Genomic DNA, 20,782 nt, shown 5'->3' on the forward strand with positions numbered 1-20,782 from the left:
ACGATACGATTCGTTTCGAATTTCAATCTTGCCGATTGAAAATGTCTTCAGCCGCAGAGTGTTCTGGAGACTTGGATACAAATAATATGATGAAAGGGGGTTATTTCTATGTCTGAGTATGATGTTGCTGTTATAGGAGCCGGTCCTGCAGGTTTGGCTGCAGTTCAGAATTTAGATAAATTTGAATGCAGTGTATTACTGATCGATCAGGGACGTTCAATTTTTGAACGTGATAAGGATCTTGAGTCTGAACTAACCCAAGGGCATGGCGGGGCAGGGCTTTATTCTGATGGGAAATTTTCATTTTTCCCTTCAGCAAGCAACCTTTGGAACTTACCCCGTAGCAAAGATTTACGTGCTGCATATGACTGGACATGCAATCTACTGAAATCATATGGATTAGACACACCTCCTTATCCATCTAACCCAGAAGATTATGCTGTTGGCGCTGGGGAATGGGTGCTGAAGGCCTATCCGTCAGATTACTTGTCATTGCAAGCTCGTATTGAATTAATTGGACAGTTGGTCAGTCACCTTTCTGCTGATATTGCTACGGAGACTCAAGTCCATTCATATTTATATAATAAAGATGATGACCGATTTGAATTGATCTTAGAGGGGGCCAGTAATGAGCGTTATACCGTCAAAGCTAAACGGCTAATAATAGCCAGTGGGCGCTTTGGCCCTTTATGGAAGGCTCTGGATGTTCCCCGGTCGTTCCAACGGCTGGAAGTAGGATTCAGAATTGAGCAACCGCATGAGAGATCATTTTTTAATGGGATGACTCAACTCGATCCTAAGCTAAAGCTGCAATCGGAAGATGGTAATGTAGAATGGCGTACATTCTGTGCCTGCAGGAATGGAGAAACCGTATTTACTGAAACTCAGCAATTATGGACGGTGTCTGGGCACTCAGATGGACCCGCTTCGGGGAAATCTAACGTTGGATTTAATACCCGCATTCTTGATGAAAAACTTGCTATCAATGCTATTGAATCAGTTATTGTCGCAATGCGAGACAAACATTCCTACTTCCGAGTATCGCTTCAGGATGCGTTGCAGGGAAACACTGATGCTATCGACGCCCTGGATAAGGTATATGGAAAGAAATTGCGGGAAATTATGTTACTGGGTGTCCAAAAGCTTATAGGAAAATTTCCCTCGATTGATCATTCTCAGACACGGTTGATTGGGCCGACTCTTGAGGGCGTGGGATGGTATCCTTGTGTGGATGGCAATCTACGTATGCCTGATATTCCAGCATGGGTTGCTGGTGATGCATGTGGTCTGTTTCGGGGAATAGTCGCAGCCTTTATTAGTGGGCACTATGCTGCGGATTCAGTTATCAATGAGTTAGTTAGTAAAGGACGTGCGTGAGATGAATCGGGCTATTGTGGGTGTAGGGGCTGTTGTTGTTCGGCCAGATGGCATGGTACTACTTGGATATAGAGACAAGTTGGGGGAGTCTCCCTCATGGTGTTTACCGGGTGGTCATGTTGAAGCAGGTGAATCATTCGAGGATGCCGCTATACGTGAAGTTGCAGAGGAAGCAGGCTTGAGTGGGTTCACGGGTGCATTTGTTATTGCAATTAATCAACAATTAGATGCGTCGGTAACGTCAATAACGGGCGCGGTTGTTCTTGCTCTCCCTGAAATGGGTGCTACTCCAGAAGTGCTGGAGCCGCATATTTTTACATGTTGGAAATGGTTTCATCCAGAGGCACTCCCAGAACCGTTATTTCCAGCCAGCGCGGCTGTTCTTGCATGCTGTAATAACACCGAATTATCATCTAAATGGCAAGCATATAAAATTGCACCATTAGAAGAGCGTAAATTTTGAGTCTGCTTCATGTGTTTGATATGGATGGTACCCTTCTACGGGGTACCACTGCCAGTATGGAGATAGCCAAAGTTCTTGGCTGTGTGAAAGAGTTACAAAACCTTGAACATGATTTCTCAAGAGGTATTATTAACACTCAACAATTCGCAATGCAGATTTTTTATTTATGGAATGAATTGACGCCAGACTCTGTTTCTAAAGCGGCTCACTCTGCTCCCTGGATAAATAATGTGAGGAAGGTATTAAGGGATATACGTAGTAGGGGAGAGAAATCATTGGTTATTACGATGTCTCCCGACTTTTTTGCCAATCACCTATTATCTATGGGCGTTGACATTGTTAAAGCGTCGAAATTTCCTCAATTACCCTTCAATGAAGCATTGAATCCTGACTATATTCTGTGCCCGGAAGATAAGGTTTCTATTACAGACGATGAATTATCTCACCATGGCTTTAACCGTGATCAATGTATAGCGTATGGTGATTCTGCATCGGATATACCGCTTTTTCATGCACTGAAAAACACAGTGTCAGTAAATGGTGATCAACATATTGTTCCATGGGCACGCGTAAACTATGAAGGCGAAAATATGTGGGAAGCCTATTTGCTTGCCCGAAAATATTTTGCTCATCATTTGTTATCCAACCGGAGTTGCCCCAGCTAAAACGGACACGGTCAATTTGTAAGCATACCTGTTTTAGTTCCACACACTTTTTGAGATTTCCGGTTTCTCGGCCATCAGCCGATATTCTTCCGGCGTCAGGTTATTCAGGGATTCATGAGGCCGCTCGCTGTTGTATTCCGTCACCCAGCGTTCCGTGATTTCCCGTGCTTCGTTCAACGTTCTGAACAGGTAAAAATCCAGGATTTCTGTCCGGTACGTCCGGTTAAACCGTTCAATAAAGGCGTTCTGCGTTGGCTTACCTGGCTTGATAAATTCCAGCGTCACACCGTGGTCTTCAGCCCATTGTGCCAGAGCCAGTGATATCAGTTCTGGCCCGTTATCCATCCGCATTTTCAGCGGATATCCACGGTTTGCTACTATCCTGTCCAGTACCCGAACGACCCGCTGAGCCGGGATATTCAGGTCAATTTCTATCGCCAGAGCCTCGCGGTTAAAATCATCCACGACGTTGAAAGTCCGAAAACGTCGCCCACATGTCAGTGCATCGTGCATAAAATCAATCGACCAGCTCTGGTTGAGTGCTTCCGGCGTGGCCAGCGGAGCCGGATTTCGCACCGGCAGACGTTGTTTACCCTTACGCCGAAAATTCAGTTTCAACAGGCGGTAAATCCGGTGTACCCGCTTGTGATTCCAGACATGCCCCTGCCTGCGAAGCACCTGAAAAAGCTTCTTAAAGCCGTAGCGGGGATAGCGTTCAGCCAGTTCAATCAAAGCCTGGATCACCGATTCATCACGTCGCGTGTCCGGTTGATAGCGAAAAACCGTCCTGCTCAGCGATAACGTCCTGCATGCCTGGCGTATGCTCATCGTAAACTGCGCGGTCAGATAGCTGACGAGCTCACGTTTTATCGCTGGTTTTAAAGCTTTTTTTCGATGACGTCTTTCAGCGCCCGGCATTCCAGACTCAGGTCGGCAAACATCTGCTTCAGGCGGCGATTTTCGTCCTCTAGGTCTTTCATCTTTTTGATATCAGAGGCTTCCATCCCACCAAACTTCGCTTTCCAGTTGTAGTATGAGGCTTCGGATATTCCCGCTTCGCGACAGACATCTTTGACGGTACGTCCGGCTTCGACGGACTTCAGAACGGCAATGATCTGGTGTTCGGTGAATCGGGCTTTGCGCATGGTGATCTCCTCAAAGGACATAGTCAGTATGTCGGAAGATCTCTAAAAGTGAATGGTCCGTTTTGCAGGGATACTTACAAATTCATTGCTAAGAGTTTACTTCTGTATTCCCTCGGCGACGGCATTTTCAGGCTGTTATAGAAGAACTGATTTTCAGCAGTATCCATTAGCTGTAGCGGCCTGAATCATTAAAACAAAAGCAAAAAATAAGCAGGAATGTCGATGGATTTTTACGAAATTAACAAGAGACGAGTAAGGGAAATTTCAATTCATATTCATTAACCTACGGGCGCAGGATAATATTTATAGAACATGAATTGGTACGACCGAGTGGACTCGAACCACCGACCCCCACCATGTCAAGGTGGTGCTCTAACCAACTGAGCTACGGTCGTACAGGAGATAACATCTTAATCAGTAACGTTTTGATTAGAATGCTTTTCTTCATTCCAGCGTTTGGAATGAGCGCTATTATGGACGGCTCTGACGTCGGTGGCAAGCGCTTTGTTTATCATCTTCTTTCAAGTGCCGAATGTTTAGCCGTATTCGTGCGCTGAAGCGACATTATTCAGCCAGGACGCTACTTGAACGCCATGGCTGATGTCTGTAACCCTCTTTTTCTGCTCTTGGCTGACGATTAGTTGGCAGGGCGGCTTTCCTGAGTGAGGATCGAGCTGTCCGGTGCGTTGTCCGGCTGAGGTGAATATTCCCCGCACCATTTTGCGACGACGATAGTGGCCACGCTGTTTCCGATGGTGTTGCACAACGCGATCGCCATAGACATAAAGCGATAGACACCGAAAATTAACGCCAATCCTTCTATCGGCAGGTTACCTACTGTCGCCACCGTTGCCGCGAATACCACGAAGCTGCCACCAGAGACGGCTGCGGCGCCTTTTGATGTCACCAGCATGATGAGCAGGATACCCATCTGTTGTTGCCAGCTCAGGTCGACGCCATAGGCATTGGCGATAAACAGCGTACACATCGACATGTAAATGCTGGTTCCGTCGAGATTAAATGCGTAGCCGGTTGGGAGAATCAGCCCCACGCTTTGGCGTGAACAACCAAAACGTTCCAGTTTCTGTAACAGTCGAGGTAAGGCACTTTCGGACGAGGCCGTACCCAGCACGATGACGATCTCATCGCGGATGTATTTAAGAAAGCGAGTCAGGCTAAACCCGGCAAATCGGCAGATAGCGCCCAGGATAACAATGATGAAAAAGGCGACGGCGGCATAAAACATTAATACCAGATTCAGCAGAGATAGCAGCACGCTGCTGCCGTTACTTCCCATCGCATAAGCTACGGAGCCGAAGGCACCAATCGGGGCTAATTTCATGATTAAATTAATGAACTCGAAGAAGCATTCTGAAATGCGGTTCATGCCATTTTCAATCACGCTGCGTTTTTCATGGGGGAGTGCGAGTAATGCGAACCCAAAAATCAGTGAAACCACCAGTACTTGTAAGAGCTGTCCGCCAGCGAAGGCACCGATAAAGTTATCAGGGAAAATACCGTAGATAAAATCCATCGTGGTGGTCGGCATGTGGCCTTTCGCTATCGCAGAGTCAACGGCAGCGCTAGCCGTCTGGCTGATACTCCCAGCATGAATACCTGATCCGATATTAATAAGATTTGCCCAGCCGAGGCCGAGAGCGAGGGCAAATGTAGAAACCAGTTCAAAATAGATCAGCGCTCGCACGCCGATTTTGCCCACTTTCTTGATATCCCCTGCGGAGGCGATGCCATGCACTACCGTGAAAAAAATGAGTGGCGCGACGGCGGTCTTGATGAGCTTCAGAAAGATGTCACCGAGTATTTTAAACTTTGCTGCCAATTCCGGTGCGGCAAAACCGAGGGCGATACCCAGTGCCATCGCCGCCAGAACCTGAAATGTCAGACCTTTCCAGACCGGTGTTTTTGTCGACATAGTGTTTATCTCTTGTAGGTGAAACAGTACGGATAACGGCTGAACCCGCAAAACTCGCCATCATGTAGTGAATGCCTCTAATGACATGAACTAACAGGATTTTTTTGATTTTTAGCGATACAACCTGCATCAGGAATCATGTTTTATAGCTAATGTTATATTTTAATATGTACGGACATTTTAACCTGTCCGTACATATTAATGTGGCGTTGCAGTGACGTTGTCAACGGTGGGGTTTAATGAAATGTGAATAACATGATCTCGGTTGGATATTTAAGTGTTGCCAACCGCATACCAACTCTACTGCTACTTTTTATTACTCCTTGATGCTCATTATTGATTGATTCTGATTTTTATTGCGTTGTGGCAATGGGTTTTATGAATAACTTCGCGATAAGTGATTTTTATTGTATTGTTATTGCTCCATGATGCTTGATTGATACATGATTAAGCTAAATCGAGCATTGGCATTTAATCATCACGTCAGTCATCTAATTCACCGCACAAAAGCGATATTTTTCCTTGCTCAGCGGGCTATGCCCAGCCTGATATACGGCTGTCTGTGCATGTACAATCTGAAAGGAGAGTGGAATGATCAAGTTGGTAATTACCGATCTGGACGGCACGTTTCTTCACAGCGATGGCGATTACAACAGCGCTTTTTTTTCAGAGGTTTATGCGTTAATGAAAGAGAAGGGCGTACAGTTTGCAGCCTGTACCGGCAAGCAGTGCGAACGGGTAGAAGCGCTTTTTGGCGATGAGGCGAAAGACATCTGGATTCTGGGAGACAGCGCGACGCGCATCAAACATCAGGGCGATTATATTTACCAATCGCTCATCAAAAACCGTCTTGCGTTGAGTCTGATTGGTGTGCTGGAAAGCGTAGACAACCAGCATGTGATCATCGGTTGTACGCCAAATGGGGCGATGGTAAAGGAGACAATCAGTCCAGCGTTACTGGAAAAGGTCAAGCAATCGTACGCCAACGTGACGTTGATACCCAGCTTTGCTACCGTTACCGATGACTTTGTGAAAATCACGGTTTATGACCCTGCGGGACACTGTCACGAGACGGCGAAGTATCTCGAGGCGTTTCACGACCATGTCTATATCGTGGTTTCCGAAGCTGCCTGGATCGACATTGCCAATGTTGGCGTACACAAAGGGCACACCGTAGAGATCCTTCAGAACATATTAGCGGTTACGCCTGATGAAACGATGGTGTTCGGCGATGGTTATAATGATATTGAACTGATGAGCCGTGCAGCTTACAGCTTTGCGATGCGTAATGCGTTTGAAGAAACTAAAGCTGCGGCGAATTTTATTGCCCGCAGCAATGATGACGATGGTGTACTAAAAACGATAAAGCTGCTGCTATCGTGATTGCGTTAGTAGCCAGTTAGGCTACCGCAAATATTATCGGGCGATAATCACATCCAGATTTTTTTCGCTCAGTACGCTTTGGCTGGCAGGGGATATTTCGTCGTCGGTCACCAGCGTGGCGATCTCATCACATTCAGCGACGCGATAGCGCGCCAGAGCGGAGATCTTATTCGCGGTGAGGGCCACGATCACGTCGCTGCTGCGGGTGACCAGACACTTTTTGAATTCTGCATCGTCATATTCAAAAACGGTCAAACCTTCATTCGCATCAAAGGCGCAGCCTCCCAGCAGACATTGATCGAAATACATCTTCTCTAGCTGTCTGAGCGTATCGATGCCAATTGCGGCGCCGATTTCTTTCTGAATCCTTCCGCCAAGAAAAACCACTTCTACATCCTGATGCCGCATCAGCTCTGCCGCAATAATCGGCGAATTACACACGGCGGTAAATTTCAGCCCCGGCGGGATCTGCTTCGCCACCGCTAAATTGGTGGTACCAGTATCAAAGAAGACGCAACCGTTGGGTTTTATTAGCGGGATAATGGCCTGGGCGATGCGATCTTTCTGGGCTGTGTCGATAGTTTCCCGGCTGGCAAAATCGATGGCCTCTGGCGGTAGGCTGACCGCTCCACCGTAAACGCGCTTACAGGCACCAGATTGCGCCAGTTCCTTCAGGTCGCGCCGTATAGTGTGCTCGGAGACGTTCAATTCACGTGAGAGCTGCGTGCAGACGACTTTGCCTTCCTCACTGAGGATCTGCCTGATTTTGGATTGGCGTTGCTCGGGAAAGTCGGTGTAATCGAACATAAATGTCCTTGGTTAATCAAAATCATACACAGCTGTAGCCAGCTAGCAGGCTTCACTCTGGTCAGTGATATTTACAGCATGGAATCGCGTCATGTTAATCCGCCCCCTCTGGCAACACAACATCTCTGCTGCGCTGATCCCCAATATGTGAACCCCGCTGTAAACGGTTTGACACAATATATTGCGATCACTATAAAACGTGCAGTGGGATATAACGCCAGCGTTACCACATCGGCGCATCGATAAGAGGGAAAAACATCCGTGTTTCATGTCATTACTGGGCTCATCGCCCTCTATGTTATCTGGCGTCTGATTTGGCGCTTACGTGTCGGTATGCCTGTAAAACGCATGCTGGCGGTGTTGTTGCTGCTGGTTTCTCAGCATCATCTGATTACGCGTACTTTTTTTGGCACGATGGCGTCGCCTGAAGTGCCTGCATTCGTCCTGATGCTGCTGGGATGGGCTTTCGGTGCGCTGTTGATATCTGCATTCCTGCTGTTGACCATCGATCTTCTAGGCATAGTGGGGCGTCTTTTATCCCGGTCAGCCGGAAATATTCTGCTGAACAATATGGCGCTGCGTTGCGGAATTGCTGCTGCGGCGATGGGATTGGCGGCTATTGGCGTGTGGGAAGCCGTACGTGTTCCTGACGTCCGTACGGTAGAAGTCGAATTGAAACAGCTGCCGCCTGCACTGGATGGTTTCCGACTGGTACAGCTAACTGATTTACATGCTAGCCGTTTGTTGCAGCGCGCTTGGATGGAAGCCGTGGTGGCGAAAACCAACGCGCTTAAGCCCGATCTGACGGTAATTACGGGCGATCTGGCCGATGGCACCGTTAGCGCCCGTCATGATGATATGGAGCCGTTGCGTAGCCTGACTGCCCCGCACGGCGTGTTTGCCATCGTGGGCAACCATGAATATTACGTGGAATATACGCAATGGGTGCAGCGGTTGAATGCGCTGGGTTTACGCATGTTGCTCAATGAACATGTGGCGATTAGCCGTGATAATGCGGCGTTTGTGCTGGCGGGCATCACCGATCGCACCGCTGCGGATTTTCAACAGCTGCTGCCGGATACGCGTGCCGCGCTTGAGGGAATATCACCGGAGAGCGCCGTTGTTCTGCTGAGCCATCGACCCACGGGGGCGAAAGAGAATGCGCACGCTGGAGTCGATCTACAGCTCTCCGGTCATACGCACGGTGGTCAGATATTGGGCATGCATTGGGTAACACAGCTAGCGAATGAAGGCTATGTCTCCGGCAGCTATGACGTTGATGGCATGCATTTATACGTCAGTAATGGTGCAGGCTTGTGGAACGGTTTTCCGGTCCGATTAGGGAAACGCGCTGAAATTACCCAGTTCATACTCCGCTCGCCTGCGCTGTAGTTTTTTGCGGTAGCCGAATCAGCGGCTTCCTGAAAGAGGCCGCGATCACAAGCAGGCTCATTATAACAAGCGGTTCTATCGCGAGATTATTGATGCAGATAGGAAAAATGTGCGATTGAGCCACTTTTCATCAGGTTAAGCTATCGCAGAAGTTAGCATATACAATTATAAATTATAGGGAGACTCTGGCACTGTCTTGCATCAAGAAGAGGGAATAGGTGAAGGCTCCGTCGTCACATGACAAGGCTATCGGAGAACGACCCACCTTCTTGCGTAGCGATTAAGGCAATGCAACATACTGGGAGATAATGATGGACGAGAATAAAACGAAACCAGCCGGCAAGTGTCCGGTTATGCACGGCGGAAACACTTCTACTGGCTCATCAAACACTGACTGGTGGCCAAATGCCCTCAATCTCGACATTCTTCATCAGCACGACACCAAGACCAACCCATTAGGCAGCGATTTCAGCTACCGTGAAGCCCTCAAAATCCTCGATGTCGATGCCCTCAAAAAAGACCTGCATGCACTGATGACCGACAGCCAGGAGTGGTGGCCAGCGGACTGGGGTCACTACGGCGGCCTGATGATTCGTATGGCCTGGCACTCGGCAGGATCCTACCGCACAACCGACGGTCGTGGCGGCGGCGGAACTGGTAACCAACGTTTTGCACCTCTTAACTCCTGGCCGGATAACGTCAGCCTCGATAAAGCGCGCCGTTTACTGTGGCCGATCAAAAGAAAATACGGCAATAAGCTCAGTTGGGCAGACCTGATTATTCTGGCGGGCAATATCGCTTATGAATCCATGGGGCTGAAAACTTTCGGTTTTGCCTTTGGTCGTGAAGATATCTGGCAACCGGAAAAAGACACCTACTGGGGAGCGGAAAAAGAGTGGCTGGCAAAAAGTACGGAACGCTATGGCAGCGACGATCGTACCTCGCTGGAGAATCCGCTAGCTGCCGTACAAATGGGGCTGATTTACGTTAACCCGGAAGGCGTCGATGGCAATCCCGATCCGCTGCGTACGGCACAGGATATGCGCGTTACGTTCTCTCGTATGGCGATGAATGATGAAGAAACCGTCGCTCTGACGGCGGGCGGACACACGGTAGGTAAAACCCACGGCAACGGTGATGCTAGCCTGCTGGGGGCGGCACCAGAAAGTGCGGATGTTGAAGAGCAAGGTCTCGGCTGGCATAACCCGACGGGATCGGGCAAAGGTCGCTATACCGTCACCAGCGGGCTGGAAGGTGCCTGGACCACGCATCCTACGCAATGGGACAACGGCTTCTTCCACATGCTGTTGAACCACGAGTGGGAATTGAGAAAGAGTCCAGCGGGTGCATCACAGTGGGAACCTGTCAGTATTAAAGAAGAAGATAAACCGGTTGATGTTGAAGACCCGTCTATCCGCTACAACCCGATGATGACCGATGCCGATATGGCGCTGAAAGTTGACCCAGAATATCGCAAGATTTCCGAGCGCTTCTATCAGGATCAGGCTTACTTCTCTGAAGTGTTTGCCCGCGCATGGTTCAAACTGACGCACCGCGATATGGGGCCGAAAGCGCGCTACGTCGGCCCGGATGTGCCGCAGGAAGATTTACTGTGGCAGGATCCGGTTCCAGCGGGTCGTACCGACTATGATGTTGCACTTGTCAAAGCACGCATTGCCGAGAGTAGCCTTTCCATTAGCGAACTGGTGGCAACCGCCTGGGATAGTGCCCGTACGTTCCGTGGCTCTGATATGCGCGGCGGTGCCAACGGTGCTCGTATTCGTCTCGCTCCGCAGAAAGACTGGGTAGGGAATGAGCCTGCGCGTCTGGCACGCGTGCTCGTTGTTTTGGAAAATATTGCGGCCGCAACGGGGGCTAGCGTGGCTGATACCATTGTTCTGGCAGGCAATGTGGGGATTGAGAAAGCGGCAAAAGCGGCGGGTGTACATGTGATCGTGCCCTTTGCGCCGGGACGTGGCGACACCACCGATGCTCTGACCGATGTGGAGTCTTTTGATGTCCTCGAACCGATTCATGATGGCTACCGTAACTGGCTGAAGAAAGATTATGCCGTTAGCGTAGAGGAGCTCATGCTCGATCGCACCCAACTGATGGGGCTGACTGCGAAAGAAATGACCGTGCTGGTGGGCGGCCTGCGTGTGCTGGGAACCAACTACGGCGGTACGAAGCACGGCGTATTCACCGATCGTGAAGGGGCACTGACGAATGATTTCTTCGTCAACCTAACCGACATGAAATACACGTGGAAGCCCTACCGCAAAGACCTGTATGAAATCCGCGATCGTAAAACGGGTGAAGTCAAATGGACGGCGACACGTCTGGATCTGGTCTTTGGTTCCAACTCTATTTTGCGTGCCTACGCTGAGGTTTACGCACAGGACGACAGCAAAGAGAAATTTGTGAATGACTTTGTTGCTGCCTGGGTGAAAGTGATGAATGCGGATCGCTTCGATCTGGCAGAGTAAGACGTAACCACTCCCTGCGTGGGCGCTTGTGCCGCGTAGGGAGAATCATTTTCTACTGTGATAGTATTTTCGGTGTGTCTGTGCCGATCACGGTTTCTTCAGGTTCAGCATGAATTCCCTGAACGGGACGGAAAACGCCTTAAACAGCGGATGCTTTCTTTGCTGCATCATCACCTCGCCAAACAACTTTAACCCCACCATAAAAGCCTGAGTTTGTTCCGGCGTCATGTCCATCTTGCCATCGACTTTTTCCAGTAGCTTGAACAGGTCATCGTGAAGCGAGAATTCAAACGACAGTGTGCGTTGCTGCTCGTCTTTTTCTTCCACCGTAATCTGATAGACGTTTCCCATTGCGGCCTCGGTAAATTGAACTTGTGATAGATAGTTGATAAAATCAACTATGTAGTTATTGGTTGATTGAGTCAATAAAAATGATGAAAGCCCTTTTTGCCTTATTAGAACGCTATAAGGCACAGATGCAGGAACAGATGAAAGCGCATGATATTAGTCTGGATGTGGTACATATCCGGCTATGTAAGATCATCGCGATGGAAGGGCGGATTACGCCTCAGTCGCTGGCGAAAACTGTCGGGCGGGATAAGGCGCAAATCACCCGCATGGTGGCAGAGCTGGTCAAGCGTGATTATGTCCGCAAAATAGATAACCCGGATGATGGGCGCAGTGTGTGGCTCAGTTTGTCCGATAAGGGTGCAGCATTTACGCAGATTTTTCTGCATCAGGAAAAGCAGATAGAGGCACAGATGCTTCAGGCACTGTCCTCGGACGAACAAGCCATGTTTAGTGCGCTGCTGGAAAAAATAGCGGCGAACGATTCTAAACACTAGATTCAGGCATGAAGATCTCTGCACTGCCGTGAGGCGCATTCATCGTGCTGCTGCACCGCGATGACGCGAGAGCGGTGTTCTTCTCTGCACAAGCGCCAGCTGTAGCGGGCATCCTCTGTGTTGGCACACATTATGCTACTATTTATTTGGGACAGCACCACACAGGGCGCTGAACAACCTGAATAGCTGGCTAGGGTTCCGATCCATGCAATATGGATGTCTGGTCCGAGAGCTGGCGACCTCCAGTTGAGGTTACACGGCGGGACAAAAGCCCGGGAGACAGCAACACCTATGGTGTCGCGCTGTTCCCGCTTTTTTCCTACTCAACCGGAGGTCTGGCATGAACCTATCTCGTTTACTGGGCGTTTGCGTCCTCAGTCTCTCAGCGCTGCTGAGCTTCCCTTCACAGGCTGCGCCTAAAACGCAATTCAACGTGTGCTGGACTATCTATGCTGGATGGATGCCGTGGGGTTTCATCGGCACGCAGGGCATTATCGATAAATGGGCCGACAAGTACGGTATCAAGATTAAGGTCACCCAGCTTAACGACTACGTCGAGTCGATCAATCAGTACACCGCCGGACAGTTTGACGGCTGCACGATGACCAATATGGATGCGCTGACTATTCCGGCCGCGGGCGGTGTGGATACCACGGCGCTGCTGCTTGGCAGTTTCTCTGCGGGCAATGACGGGATCGTACTCAAAGGCAAAGGGAAAACGCTGAGCGACCTGCGCGGAATGAAGGTCAACCTGCCTGAACTCTCTGTTTCCCATTACCTGCTGGTGCGCGGTCTGGAAACTGCCGGATTGCGGGAGCGTGATGTCACCGTCGTCAACACGTCGGATGCCGATATTGTTGCCGCTTTCGCCACCCGCAGCGTACAGGCGGCCGTCGCCTGGAATCCGCAGCTTTCTGCAATTAAAAGCCAGCCGGATACCACGGAAGTCTTTCAGTCTGGTCAGATCCCCGGCGAGCTGATCGACATGATGGTTGTGAACACGCAGACACTGCAAGAGAACCCGGCGCTGGGGAAAGCGCTAGCGGGTGCCTGGTTTGAAATGATGGCGCTGATGAAGACGGGCGACAAACCGGCGTTGGAATCGATGGCGGCCGCCTCCGGTACCGATTTAGCCGGCTATCAGGCACAGCTAAAAACCACCCATCTGTTTTATTCCGCGCAGGACAATCTGGCGTTTCTGACCAGCGCGGATCTCCCTAACACCATGAAACGCGTTGCGGATTTCTCCTTTGATAAAGGGTTGCTCGGCACTGGCGCACAGAGTGCTGATTTTATCGGCATGACGTTCCCTGGTCAGGTCACGCAAGGTGACAGCGCGAATGTGAAACTGCGCTTTGACGACACCTTCGTGCGTCTGGCCGCAGAGAACAAACTCTGACCTCGCAAACTGGAGAGACTATCGTGCGCTTGATCAATCGCTCCCCCAGCCGAGGTGGACGGCTACTGCTTGTCCTGCTGCCGTTTACCGTGCTGCTGGTGCTGTACCTCGTGGGGTCAGCGCTGCGGCTGGAAGCCAATCCCAATGACAAACTGCTGCCGAGTCTTGGGCAAATGACCGAGGCGATCCAGCGCATGGCATTTACCGAAGACAAACGTAGCGGCGACTACCTGTTCTGGCTGGATACACAGGCTAGTCTGGTACGTCTCGCGCTGGGTTTGGGGATCGCCAGCCTGTTGAGTCTGCTGTTTGGGATTGCTGCAGGGGCTTTTCCGCTGTTCCGTGCATCGCTCTCGCCGTTGATGACGGTGCTGTCGATGATCCCTCCGCTGGCGATTTTACCCATCCTTTTCATCGTCTTCGGATTGGATGAACTTTCGAAAGTGATGCTGATTGTCATTGGCGTCACCCCGATGCTGGCGCGCGATCTCGAACAGCGCGCCCGTAATATCCCGCAGGAAATGCTAATCAAAGCACAAACGTTGGGGGCGAACAGCTGGATTGTGGTGTTACGCGTCATCCTGCCGCAGCTGCTGTCGCGACTGCTGATTTCCCTGCGGCTGCTACTGGGTGCGGCGTGGCTATTCCTGATTTCTGCCGAAGCAATTTCGGCAACGGCAGGGCTGGGCTACCGCATCTTTCTGGTTCGCCGTTATCTGGCGATGGACGTGATTCTGCCTTACGTCGTGTGGATCACGCTGCTGGCATGGCTAATGGATATGGCACTGCGTTGGCTGCATCGCCGTTGGTTCCCGTGGTCAGAGGAAAGCAAAGCATGAGTTTTATCGAGATCGATAACATCTGGCAAGAATACGGCGACCACGTTGTACTGGAACGGCTGAACCTAAACATCGCGGAAGGGGAATTCTGCACGATGGTCGGGGCATCCGGCTGCGGTAAATCCACCTTTCTGCGTCTGCTGTTGGGGCAGGAAACGCCCAGCCGTGGTGAAGTCCGGCTTGAAGGGAAAGTGCTGCCCGCCGAGCCGGATGCCAGCCGTGGCGTGGTGTTTCAGCGCTATTCGGTTTTCCCACATTTAACCGTGCTGGAAAACGTGGTGATTGGGTTGGAAATACCGCGATCCCCTTGGTTCGGCAGGCTGTTTGGGCGGCGCAAGCAGGAGATGCGTGATAGAGCAACTCGCATGCTGGAACGCGTCGGACTTGGACATACCATGAACAAATATCCGAATCAGCTTTCCGGCGGGATGCAGCAGCGGCTCGCGATTGCTCAGGCGTTTATTGTCCAGCCGCGCATCCTGTTGCTTGATGAACCCTTTGGGGCACTGGACCCCGGTATTCGCGGCGATATGCACACCCTGTTGCTGGAGCTGTGGCGGGAAACCCGCTTAACGGTCTTTATGGTTACCCACGATTTGCCGGAAGGGTTCCACCTTGGTACGCGTTTGCTGGTGTTCGACAAAGTGCGCGTCGATCCCCATGCGCCGGAAGCCTATGGCGCACGTATTACTTATGACATCCCGCTGAATCAGGAGCGTCTTGCCACGCGCCAGCGCGCACTTACGCCGCTGTCTCCTGTTGTCAGTGCGGTGACATCCCCCGTTTAAGGAGCTTTTTGTGATGACTGAGATACAGACATCGAAAAATACATCGACAGGCCGGTCAACGTTTGATGAAGAAACGGTGCCGGGTGGAGGCCATACCTCCTTCATTCTCAAGCGCGGACAGATTCTGCGGATAACCGATGTGGAAGGTGGCGGCAATGTTGGCCTGTTGCTATTTAACGCGCACCAGACCAGCGAGCGTCTAAACCTGCCGGATACCCTGAAAGGGCAACACACCGCCAAATTAACGGTTGGGCACTGCCTTTATTCTGATATGGGACGGGTGCTGGCGGCGATTATTACCGACACCTGCGGCTGGCACGACAGCGTTGGCGGTGTACTCAATGCGCAGGAGGTGCATGAGAAATATGGGCAAGGGCGCTATCAGGAATTGCGTAACGGCTTTTTCCGTAACGGTATGGATAACCTGCTGGTCGAAATGGGGAAATGGAATCTCAACCTGCGAGATCTGCTGATGACGATCAACTTGTTCAGCAAAGTCACCGTGGATACACAGGGGCAATTTCACTTTCATGCCAATCATTCTCAGGCGGGGGATTACATTGAACTGTATGCACCGATGGACACGCTGGTGGTGCTGACCGCCTTGCAACACCCGATGGATCCCAACCCGACGTATGCGCCGCGCCCGATTGCACTCACCTGGAGCCGAGGAGAGGGCGAAGATGTCGCCAAATATTGCCGTGAGTTCCGTGAGGAAAATGCACGCGCGTTTCACAATACCGAACGCGGTTACCTGTAAGGAGGCCAGACATGACGTTAATTGCCAGCAATAAAGTGGCCGAGGATGCGGTCTTCCGCTATGTCATCCCAGCCGGAGAACCCTATCTATTCGAAGTAAAACAAGGGCAAACACTGCGGCTGCTGGATTTGGAAGGTAATCAGGCCGTAGATACGCTGTTCTATCGCGTTGATGATCCGCGTGAACGCTACGATCCGCAGCGTACGCTGCGACGTCAGAATAATGTCTACCTGACGACCGGTAGCGTGCTGTATTCCAACCTTGGCAATCCGCTGCTGACGATCGTCGCCGATACCTGCGGTCGACATGACACGTTGGGCGGAGCCTGTGCGCAAGAGAGTAACACTGTACGTTATGCGCTCGACCGACGCTATATGCACAGCTGCCGCGACAACTTTCTCTGTGCCTGCCTGCACGATGGTCGCCTGAACAAGCAAGATATTGGCGCGAATATCAACTTCTTTATGAATGTGCCAGTCACGGCGGAAGGCGGGCTGACCTTCGAGGATGGCATTTCTGCGCCGGGAAAATACGTGGAGCTACGCGCCGAAACCGACGTCGTCGTGCTGATTTCCAACTGTCCACAGCTTAACAACCCGTGTAACGGCTGGAACCCGACGCCTGCGGAGGTGTTGGTATGGAACTGACGCCGAATCGACGCAGTGAAAAACACACGCGATGGCTGCGTGTAAAAATGTGGCTGCTGAGTGCGTTGGAAGCGAGGGCGAACCGGTATTTTCTGCCGTCGACGAGCCGTTCTCAGTCTGACAAAACTTGATGATTCCGGTGTGGTAGCACGCCTCTACATTCTTTGACCGTTACCGCGATGGACGACCATCATGCGGATCGCATTTTGGCGGGACGACCTGCCCTTGCATGAGTCTAGCGTATGTTCGATACACTTCTGATTGCCAACCGTGGTGCGATTGCGTGCCGTATTCTGCGTTCGCTGCGTGAGATGAAGGTCCGTGGCGTCGCGGTCTATTCTGATGCCGATATCAGTAGCCTGCATATTCAGGATGCCGATGAAGCGATTAGTCTGGGGGAGGGCGCGGCGGCGCATACCTATCTGGATGTCGCGAAAATCTTATCTGCGGCTCAGCGCAGCGGTGCACAGGCCATTCATCCAGGGTATGGCTTTTTGTCTGAGAATGCGGCGTTTGCCGAAGCCTGTGAAGCGGCAAAGATTGCCTTTGTTGGGCCGACGCCGCAGCAACTGCGTGTATTCGGCTTAAAACATACCGCGCGAGCGCTGGCGAAAAAATACCACGTTCCGCTGCTGGAAGGCACCGAACTGCTGGCAAATATTGATGACGCGCTGTGTGCGGCGGAAGAGATTGGCTACCCGGTCATGCTCAAAAGCACGGCTGGTGGGGGCGGGATTGGGATGCGCGTCTGCTATAGCGCCACGGAACTGTCCGAAGCATTTGAAACGGTCAAACGGCTGGGGCAGAACAATTTCAGCGATGCGGGCGTTTTCATCGAAAAATATATCGAACGCGCTCGTCATCTGGAGGTACAGATTTTTGGTGATGGTCAGGGCGAGGTATTGGCCCTGGGAGTTCGGGACTGTTCGGTGCAGCGCCGTAACCAGAAAGTGATTGAAGAAACGCCCGCACCTAATTTACCGGACGGCGTTGCCGATGCGCTGTGTTCTGCGGCAATCATCCTGGCACAGGCGGTGAATTACCGCAGCGCAGGGACGGTGGAGTTCATTTATGACAGCGCGACCGACCGTTTTTATTTTCTTGAAGTCAATACGCGCCTACAGGTCGAGCACGGCGTAACGGAACAGGTCTGGGGTGTGGATCTGGTGCGTTGGATGATTGAACTGGCCGCAGGGGATCTGCCGCCGCTGCGTGAATTGGCTACCAGACTGAATCCTCAGGGACATGCGATTCAGGCGCGTTTGTACGCCGAAGATCCGGGTAAACAGTTCCAGCCATCACCGGGATTATTGACGGAAGTCGAATTCCCCGCGTCAGAAGGACACCGCCTGCGCATCGATACCTGGGTGACGGCAGGGTGCGACATCCCCCCATTTTTTGACCCGATGCTGGCTAAGATCATCGCCTGTGCGCCAACCCGCGAGCAGGCGATGGTCGGATTGGATCGCGCGCTGGCAGAGACACGGCTCTACGGCGTTGAGCACAACCGTGACTATCTGCGTCAGATTCTGGCGGCAGAACCGTTTGCCAGCGGCCAGCCGTGGACGCGCTGTCTGGATGCGCTGGTTTATCAGGCAACAACCTGCGAAGTGGTGAGTGCGGGTACACAAACCACCGTACAGGATTATCCCGGACGTCTCGGATACTGGTCGGTTGGCGTGCCACCGTCGGGGCCAATGGACGATCGTGCGCTGCGTTTAGGGAATCGATTAGTGGGAAATCCGGCGGGAACGGCTGCGCTGGAAGTCACGATGAACGGGCCAACATTACGTTTTAACACGGATGCGGTAGCGGCGGTCACCGGTGCGGCTATTGCTATTGAGCTGGACGGCGAACCTGTGCCGATGGATCGCGTATTTGTGATACCGGCCGGTGCCACGTTGCGTTTAGGGGCAATGCAAGAACTGGGTGTGCGCAGCTATCTCTGCCTGCGTGGTGGCATTGAAGTGCCAGATTACCTTGGCAGTAAAAGCACGTTCACGCTGGGACAGTTTGGTGGTCACGCCGGGCGTGCGCTGCGAGCGGGTGACGTATTGCACCTTGCTGCACTGGAAGACAGACGCGTTGGTGACAGCCTACCGGATGCGTTACGCACCACGTTGTCCGCAGTGCGTGAACTGCGTGTGATCTACGGCCCGCATGCTGCACCAGACTATTTTACGCCTGCCTATATGAACACGTTTCTTACCACCGAATGGGAAGTGCATTTTAACTCCAGCCGTACGGGCGTGCGCCTGATTGGGCCGAAACCGGAATGGGTTCGCGACAGCGGCGGAGAAGCAGGACTGCACCCGTCGAATATTCACGATAACCCGTATGCTATTGGTGCAGTGGATTTCACTGGCGATATGCCAGTTATTCTGGGGCCGGATGGCCCGAGTCTGGGCGGCTTCGTTTGTCCGGTGACGGTGATCGAAGCCGATCTGTGGGCGCTGGGGCAGCTTAATGCCGGCGATCGCGTGCGCTTTATTCCCGTCGATCTCGCTACAGCGCGTTCACTGGCATTGGCACGTTATGCTGAGGTAGAACAGCTTACGCCGATCAACATCGACTGGTCACCTGCCGCGCTCATTTCTCCGGTGGTGCTGGATATCGGTGACGCGGATAAGCGGCTGGTTGCCCGGTTGTCCGGCGATACGCATCTGCTGCTGGAAGTGGGGGCCGCGGAGCTGGACGTGGCGCTGCGCTTTCGCGTTCACGCGCTGATGCTGGCACTGGAACAACAGGTACTGGATGGCATTATTGATATCACGCCGGGCATTCGTTCGTTGCAGGTGCACTATCGGCCTGAAACATTGGTACTGTCGCATCTGCTGGAGGTGCTTTCTTCGCTATGGTTGGCCGTTTGCGCCCAGCAAAAGCTAACCGTGCCATCGCGGGTGGTTTATCTGCCGCTGTCCTGGGACGATCCTGCCTGCCAACTGGCGATTCAGAAGTACATGACTACAGTACGCAGCGATGCACCCTGGTGCCCGAGCAATCTTGAGTTTATCCGCCGTATTAACGAACTGGATAATATCGATGAGGTTTATCGAACGGTTTTTGAAGCCAGTTATCTGGTCATGGGGTTGGGCGACGTTTACCTTGGCGCGCCCGTTGCGACACCCTTGGATCCGCGCCATCGTTTAGTTACCACCAAATATAACCCGGCGCGCACTTGGACCGCAGAAAACTCGGTGGGGATTGGTGGCGCTTACCTGTGCGTTTACGGCATGGAAGGGCCGGGCGGTTACCAGTTTGTCGGACGCACATTGCAAATGTGGGATCGCTATCGTGGTGTTGACGCCTTTGATGGTAGACCGTGGCTATTACGTTTCTTTGACCAAATTCGTTTCTATCCGGTGTCGGCGGATGAATTGTTATCCATCCGACGAGATTTCCCGCTGGGGCGTTATCCGCTGCGCATCGAACAAAGCGAATTGGCGTTAAACGCCTATCAGGATTTCCTGTCACGGGAAGCGGAAGATATCGAGACATTCCGCGTGCGTCAGCGGGCCGCATTTGAGGCGGAACGTGAACGCTGGCGCATTGCTGGTCAATCGGTAACGGATAGCATGGACGTTGTGATTGAGGAAACGAGCGACATGCCGATCCCTCCGGGGCTGGTGGGCGTGGAAAGCCCGATTTCCGGCAACCTCTGGCAGGTGGCGACGGAGGTTGGTAAGACGGTGGCTGAAGGAGAAACGCTGATGATCCTCGAATCCATGAAAATGGAGATCCCGATTGTCTCGCCGCAGCGCGGCAGGATTCGAGAGATTCGCTGCCAGCCTGGGGCGTCCGTTCGTGCAGGGCAGTGCGTGGTGGTGATCGAGCCTCAGGGATAAGTTCCGTT

Annotated in this window: 17 protein-coding genes, 1 tRNA gene and 1 riboswitch; of the genes, 13 read left to right on the forward strand and 5 right to left on the reverse strand. The window is 51.9% G+C overall.

Annotation, left to right across the window (positions count from 1 at the left end):
* The first annotated feature begins 108 nt into the window (after positions 1-108).
* From CLR69_RS03205 to CLR69_RS03215, 3 genes are read left to right on the forward strand one after another with little or no spacing between them, the layout of a single operon-like run.
* Positions 109-1,377, forward strand: coding sequence for an FAD-dependent oxidoreductase (locus tag CLR69_RS03205; RefSeq protein WP_129711665.1), 1,269 nt, complete (start codon positions 109-111; stop codon positions 1,375-1,377).
* A 1-nt stretch (position 1,378) separates the two neighbouring features.
* Positions 1,379-1,840 carry a nucleotide triphosphate diphosphatase NUDT15 gene (locus CLR69_RS03210; RefSeq protein ID WP_129706142.1) on the forward strand — a complete coding sequence of 154 codons (462 nt, stop codon included), beginning with the start codon at positions 1,379-1,381 and terminating at the stop codon, positions 1,838-1,840.
* 20 nt (positions 1,841-1,860) lie between these two features.
* The gene (locus tag CLR69_RS03215) at positions 1,861-2,505 is read left to right on the forward strand and encodes an HAD family hydrolase (protein ID WP_197730533.1); all 645 of its coding nucleotides are present in this window, start codon (positions 1,861-1,863) and stop codon (positions 2,503-2,505) included.
* Between the two features lie 33 nt (positions 2,506-2,538).
* On the opposite strand, the gene CLR69_RS03220 is transcribed toward CLR69_RS03215, so the two are convergent.
* The 3 genes from CLR69_RS03220 to CLR69_RS03230 form a co-directional block, all read right to left on the reverse strand.
* Positions 2,539-3,650 (reverse strand): IS3 family transposase gene (locus CLR69_RS03220; protein ID WP_129711663.1). Its coding sequence is split into 2 segments (ribosomal slippage): positions 2,539-3,389 and positions 3,389-3,650, totalling 1,113 coding nucleotides; the frame shifts between segments, so codons are not numbered across the junction.
* 318 nt (positions 3,651-3,968) lie between these two features.
* Positions 3,969-4,045: transfer RNA gene (locus CLR69_RS03225), tRNA-Val, on the reverse strand.
* A gap of 242 nt (positions 4,046-4,287) precedes the next feature.
* Entirely contained in the window at positions 4,288-5,583 is a 1,296-nt protein-coding gene (locus tag CLR69_RS03230) for a cation:dicarboxylate symporter family transporter (protein WP_129711662.1), read from the reverse strand.
* A 591-nt stretch (positions 5,584-6,174) separates the two neighbouring features.
* Between CLR69_RS03230 and CLR69_RS03235 the strand changes: the two genes are divergently transcribed.
* Positions 6,175-6,966 carry an HAD-IIB family hydrolase gene (locus tag CLR69_RS03235; protein ID WP_129711661.1) on the forward strand — a complete coding sequence of 264 codons (792 nt, stop codon included), beginning with the start codon at positions 6,175-6,177 and terminating at the stop codon, positions 6,964-6,966.
* Positions 6,967-6,999: 33 nt separating this feature from the next.
* Here the strand turns inward: CLR69_RS03235 and CLR69_RS03240 are convergent, their stop codons facing one another.
* A complete protein-coding gene (locus CLR69_RS03240; protein ID WP_129706219.1) occupies positions 7,000-7,773 on the reverse strand; it encodes a DeoR/GlpR family DNA-binding transcription regulator in 774 nt (257 codons plus the stop codon).
* Between the two features lie 261 nt (positions 7,774-8,034).
* On the opposite strand from CLR69_RS03240, the gene CLR69_RS03245 reads away from it, so the two are divergent.
* Positions 8,035-9,165: a metallophosphoesterase gene (locus CLR69_RS03245; RefSeq protein ID WP_129711660.1), complete on the forward strand. Its 1,131-nt coding sequence runs from the start codon at positions 8,035-8,037 to the stop codon at positions 9,163-9,165.
* A gap of 311 nt (positions 9,166-9,476) precedes the next feature.
* A complete protein-coding gene (katG, locus tag CLR69_RS03250; RefSeq protein WP_129711659.1) occupies positions 9,477-11,651 on the forward strand; it encodes a catalase/peroxidase HPI in 2,175 nt (724 codons plus the stop codon).
* An 87-nt stretch (positions 11,652-11,738) separates the two neighbouring features.
* On the opposite strand, the gene CLR69_RS03255 is transcribed toward katG, so the two are convergent.
* Positions 11,739-12,002 carry a DUF3861 domain-containing protein gene (locus CLR69_RS03255; protein ID WP_129711658.1) on the reverse strand — a complete coding sequence of 88 codons (264 nt, stop codon included), beginning with the start codon at positions 12,000-12,002 and terminating at the stop codon, positions 11,739-11,741.
* Between the two features lie 80 nt (positions 12,003-12,082).
* Between CLR69_RS03255 and CLR69_RS03260 the strand changes: the two genes are divergently transcribed.
* The 7 genes from CLR69_RS03260 to uca all read left to right on the forward strand — a co-directional run bounded on the left by CLR69_RS03260 (position 12,083) and on the right by uca (position 20,774).
* Positions 12,083-12,496 carry a MarR family winged helix-turn-helix transcriptional regulator gene (locus tag CLR69_RS03260; RefSeq protein ID WP_129711657.1) on the forward strand — a complete coding sequence of 138 codons (414 nt, stop codon included), beginning with the start codon at positions 12,083-12,085 and terminating at the stop codon, positions 12,494-12,496.
* A 179-nt stretch (positions 12,497-12,675) separates the two neighbouring features.
* Positions 12,676-12,777: riboswitch (guanidine-I (ykkC/yxkD leader) on the forward strand.
* A 59-nt stretch (positions 12,778-12,836) separates the two neighbouring features.
* Positions 12,837-13,895, forward strand: coding sequence for a putative urea ABC transporter substrate-binding protein (locus CLR69_RS03265; RefSeq protein ID WP_129711656.1), 1,059 nt, complete (start codon positions 12,837-12,839; stop codon positions 13,893-13,895).
* Between the two features lie 23 nt (positions 13,896-13,918).
* Positions 13,919-14,734 (forward strand): ABC transporter permease, encoded by an 816-nt coding sequence (locus tag CLR69_RS03270; RefSeq protein WP_129711655.1) that lies wholly within the window; start codon positions 13,919-13,921, stop codon positions 14,732-14,734.
* Positions 14,731-15,522: an ABC transporter ATP-binding protein gene (locus CLR69_RS03275; protein WP_129711654.1), complete on the forward strand. Its 792-nt coding sequence runs from the start codon at positions 14,731-14,733 to the stop codon at positions 15,520-15,522. Before CLR69_RS03270 ends, CLR69_RS03275 begins: the two co-directional genes overlap by 4 nt.
* Positions 15,523-15,535: 13 nt before the next feature.
* A complete protein-coding gene (locus tag CLR69_RS03280) occupies positions 15,536-16,282 on the forward strand; it encodes an urea amidolyase associated protein UAAP1 (RefSeq protein WP_129706235.1) in 747 nt (248 codons plus the stop codon).
* An 11-nt stretch (positions 16,283-16,293) separates the two neighbouring features.
* Complete coding sequence (locus CLR69_RS03285; protein ID WP_129711653.1) at positions 16,294-16,929, forward strand: urea amidolyase associated protein UAAP2; 636 nt, start codon at positions 16,294-16,296, stop codon at positions 16,927-16,929.
* Positions 16,930-17,171: 242 nt separating this feature from the next.
* On the forward strand, positions 17,172-20,774 hold the full coding sequence (gene uca, locus CLR69_RS03290; protein ID WP_129711652.1) for an urea carboxylase: 3,603 nt from the start codon (positions 17,172-17,174) through the stop codon (positions 20,772-20,774).
* The last annotated feature ends 8 nt before the right edge of the window (positions 20,775-20,782 follow it).

The organism is Pectobacterium zantedeschiae (assembly GCF_004137795.1).
Lineage (GTDB): Bacteria > Pseudomonadota > Gammaproteobacteria > Enterobacterales > Enterobacteriaceae > Pectobacterium > Pectobacterium zantedeschiae.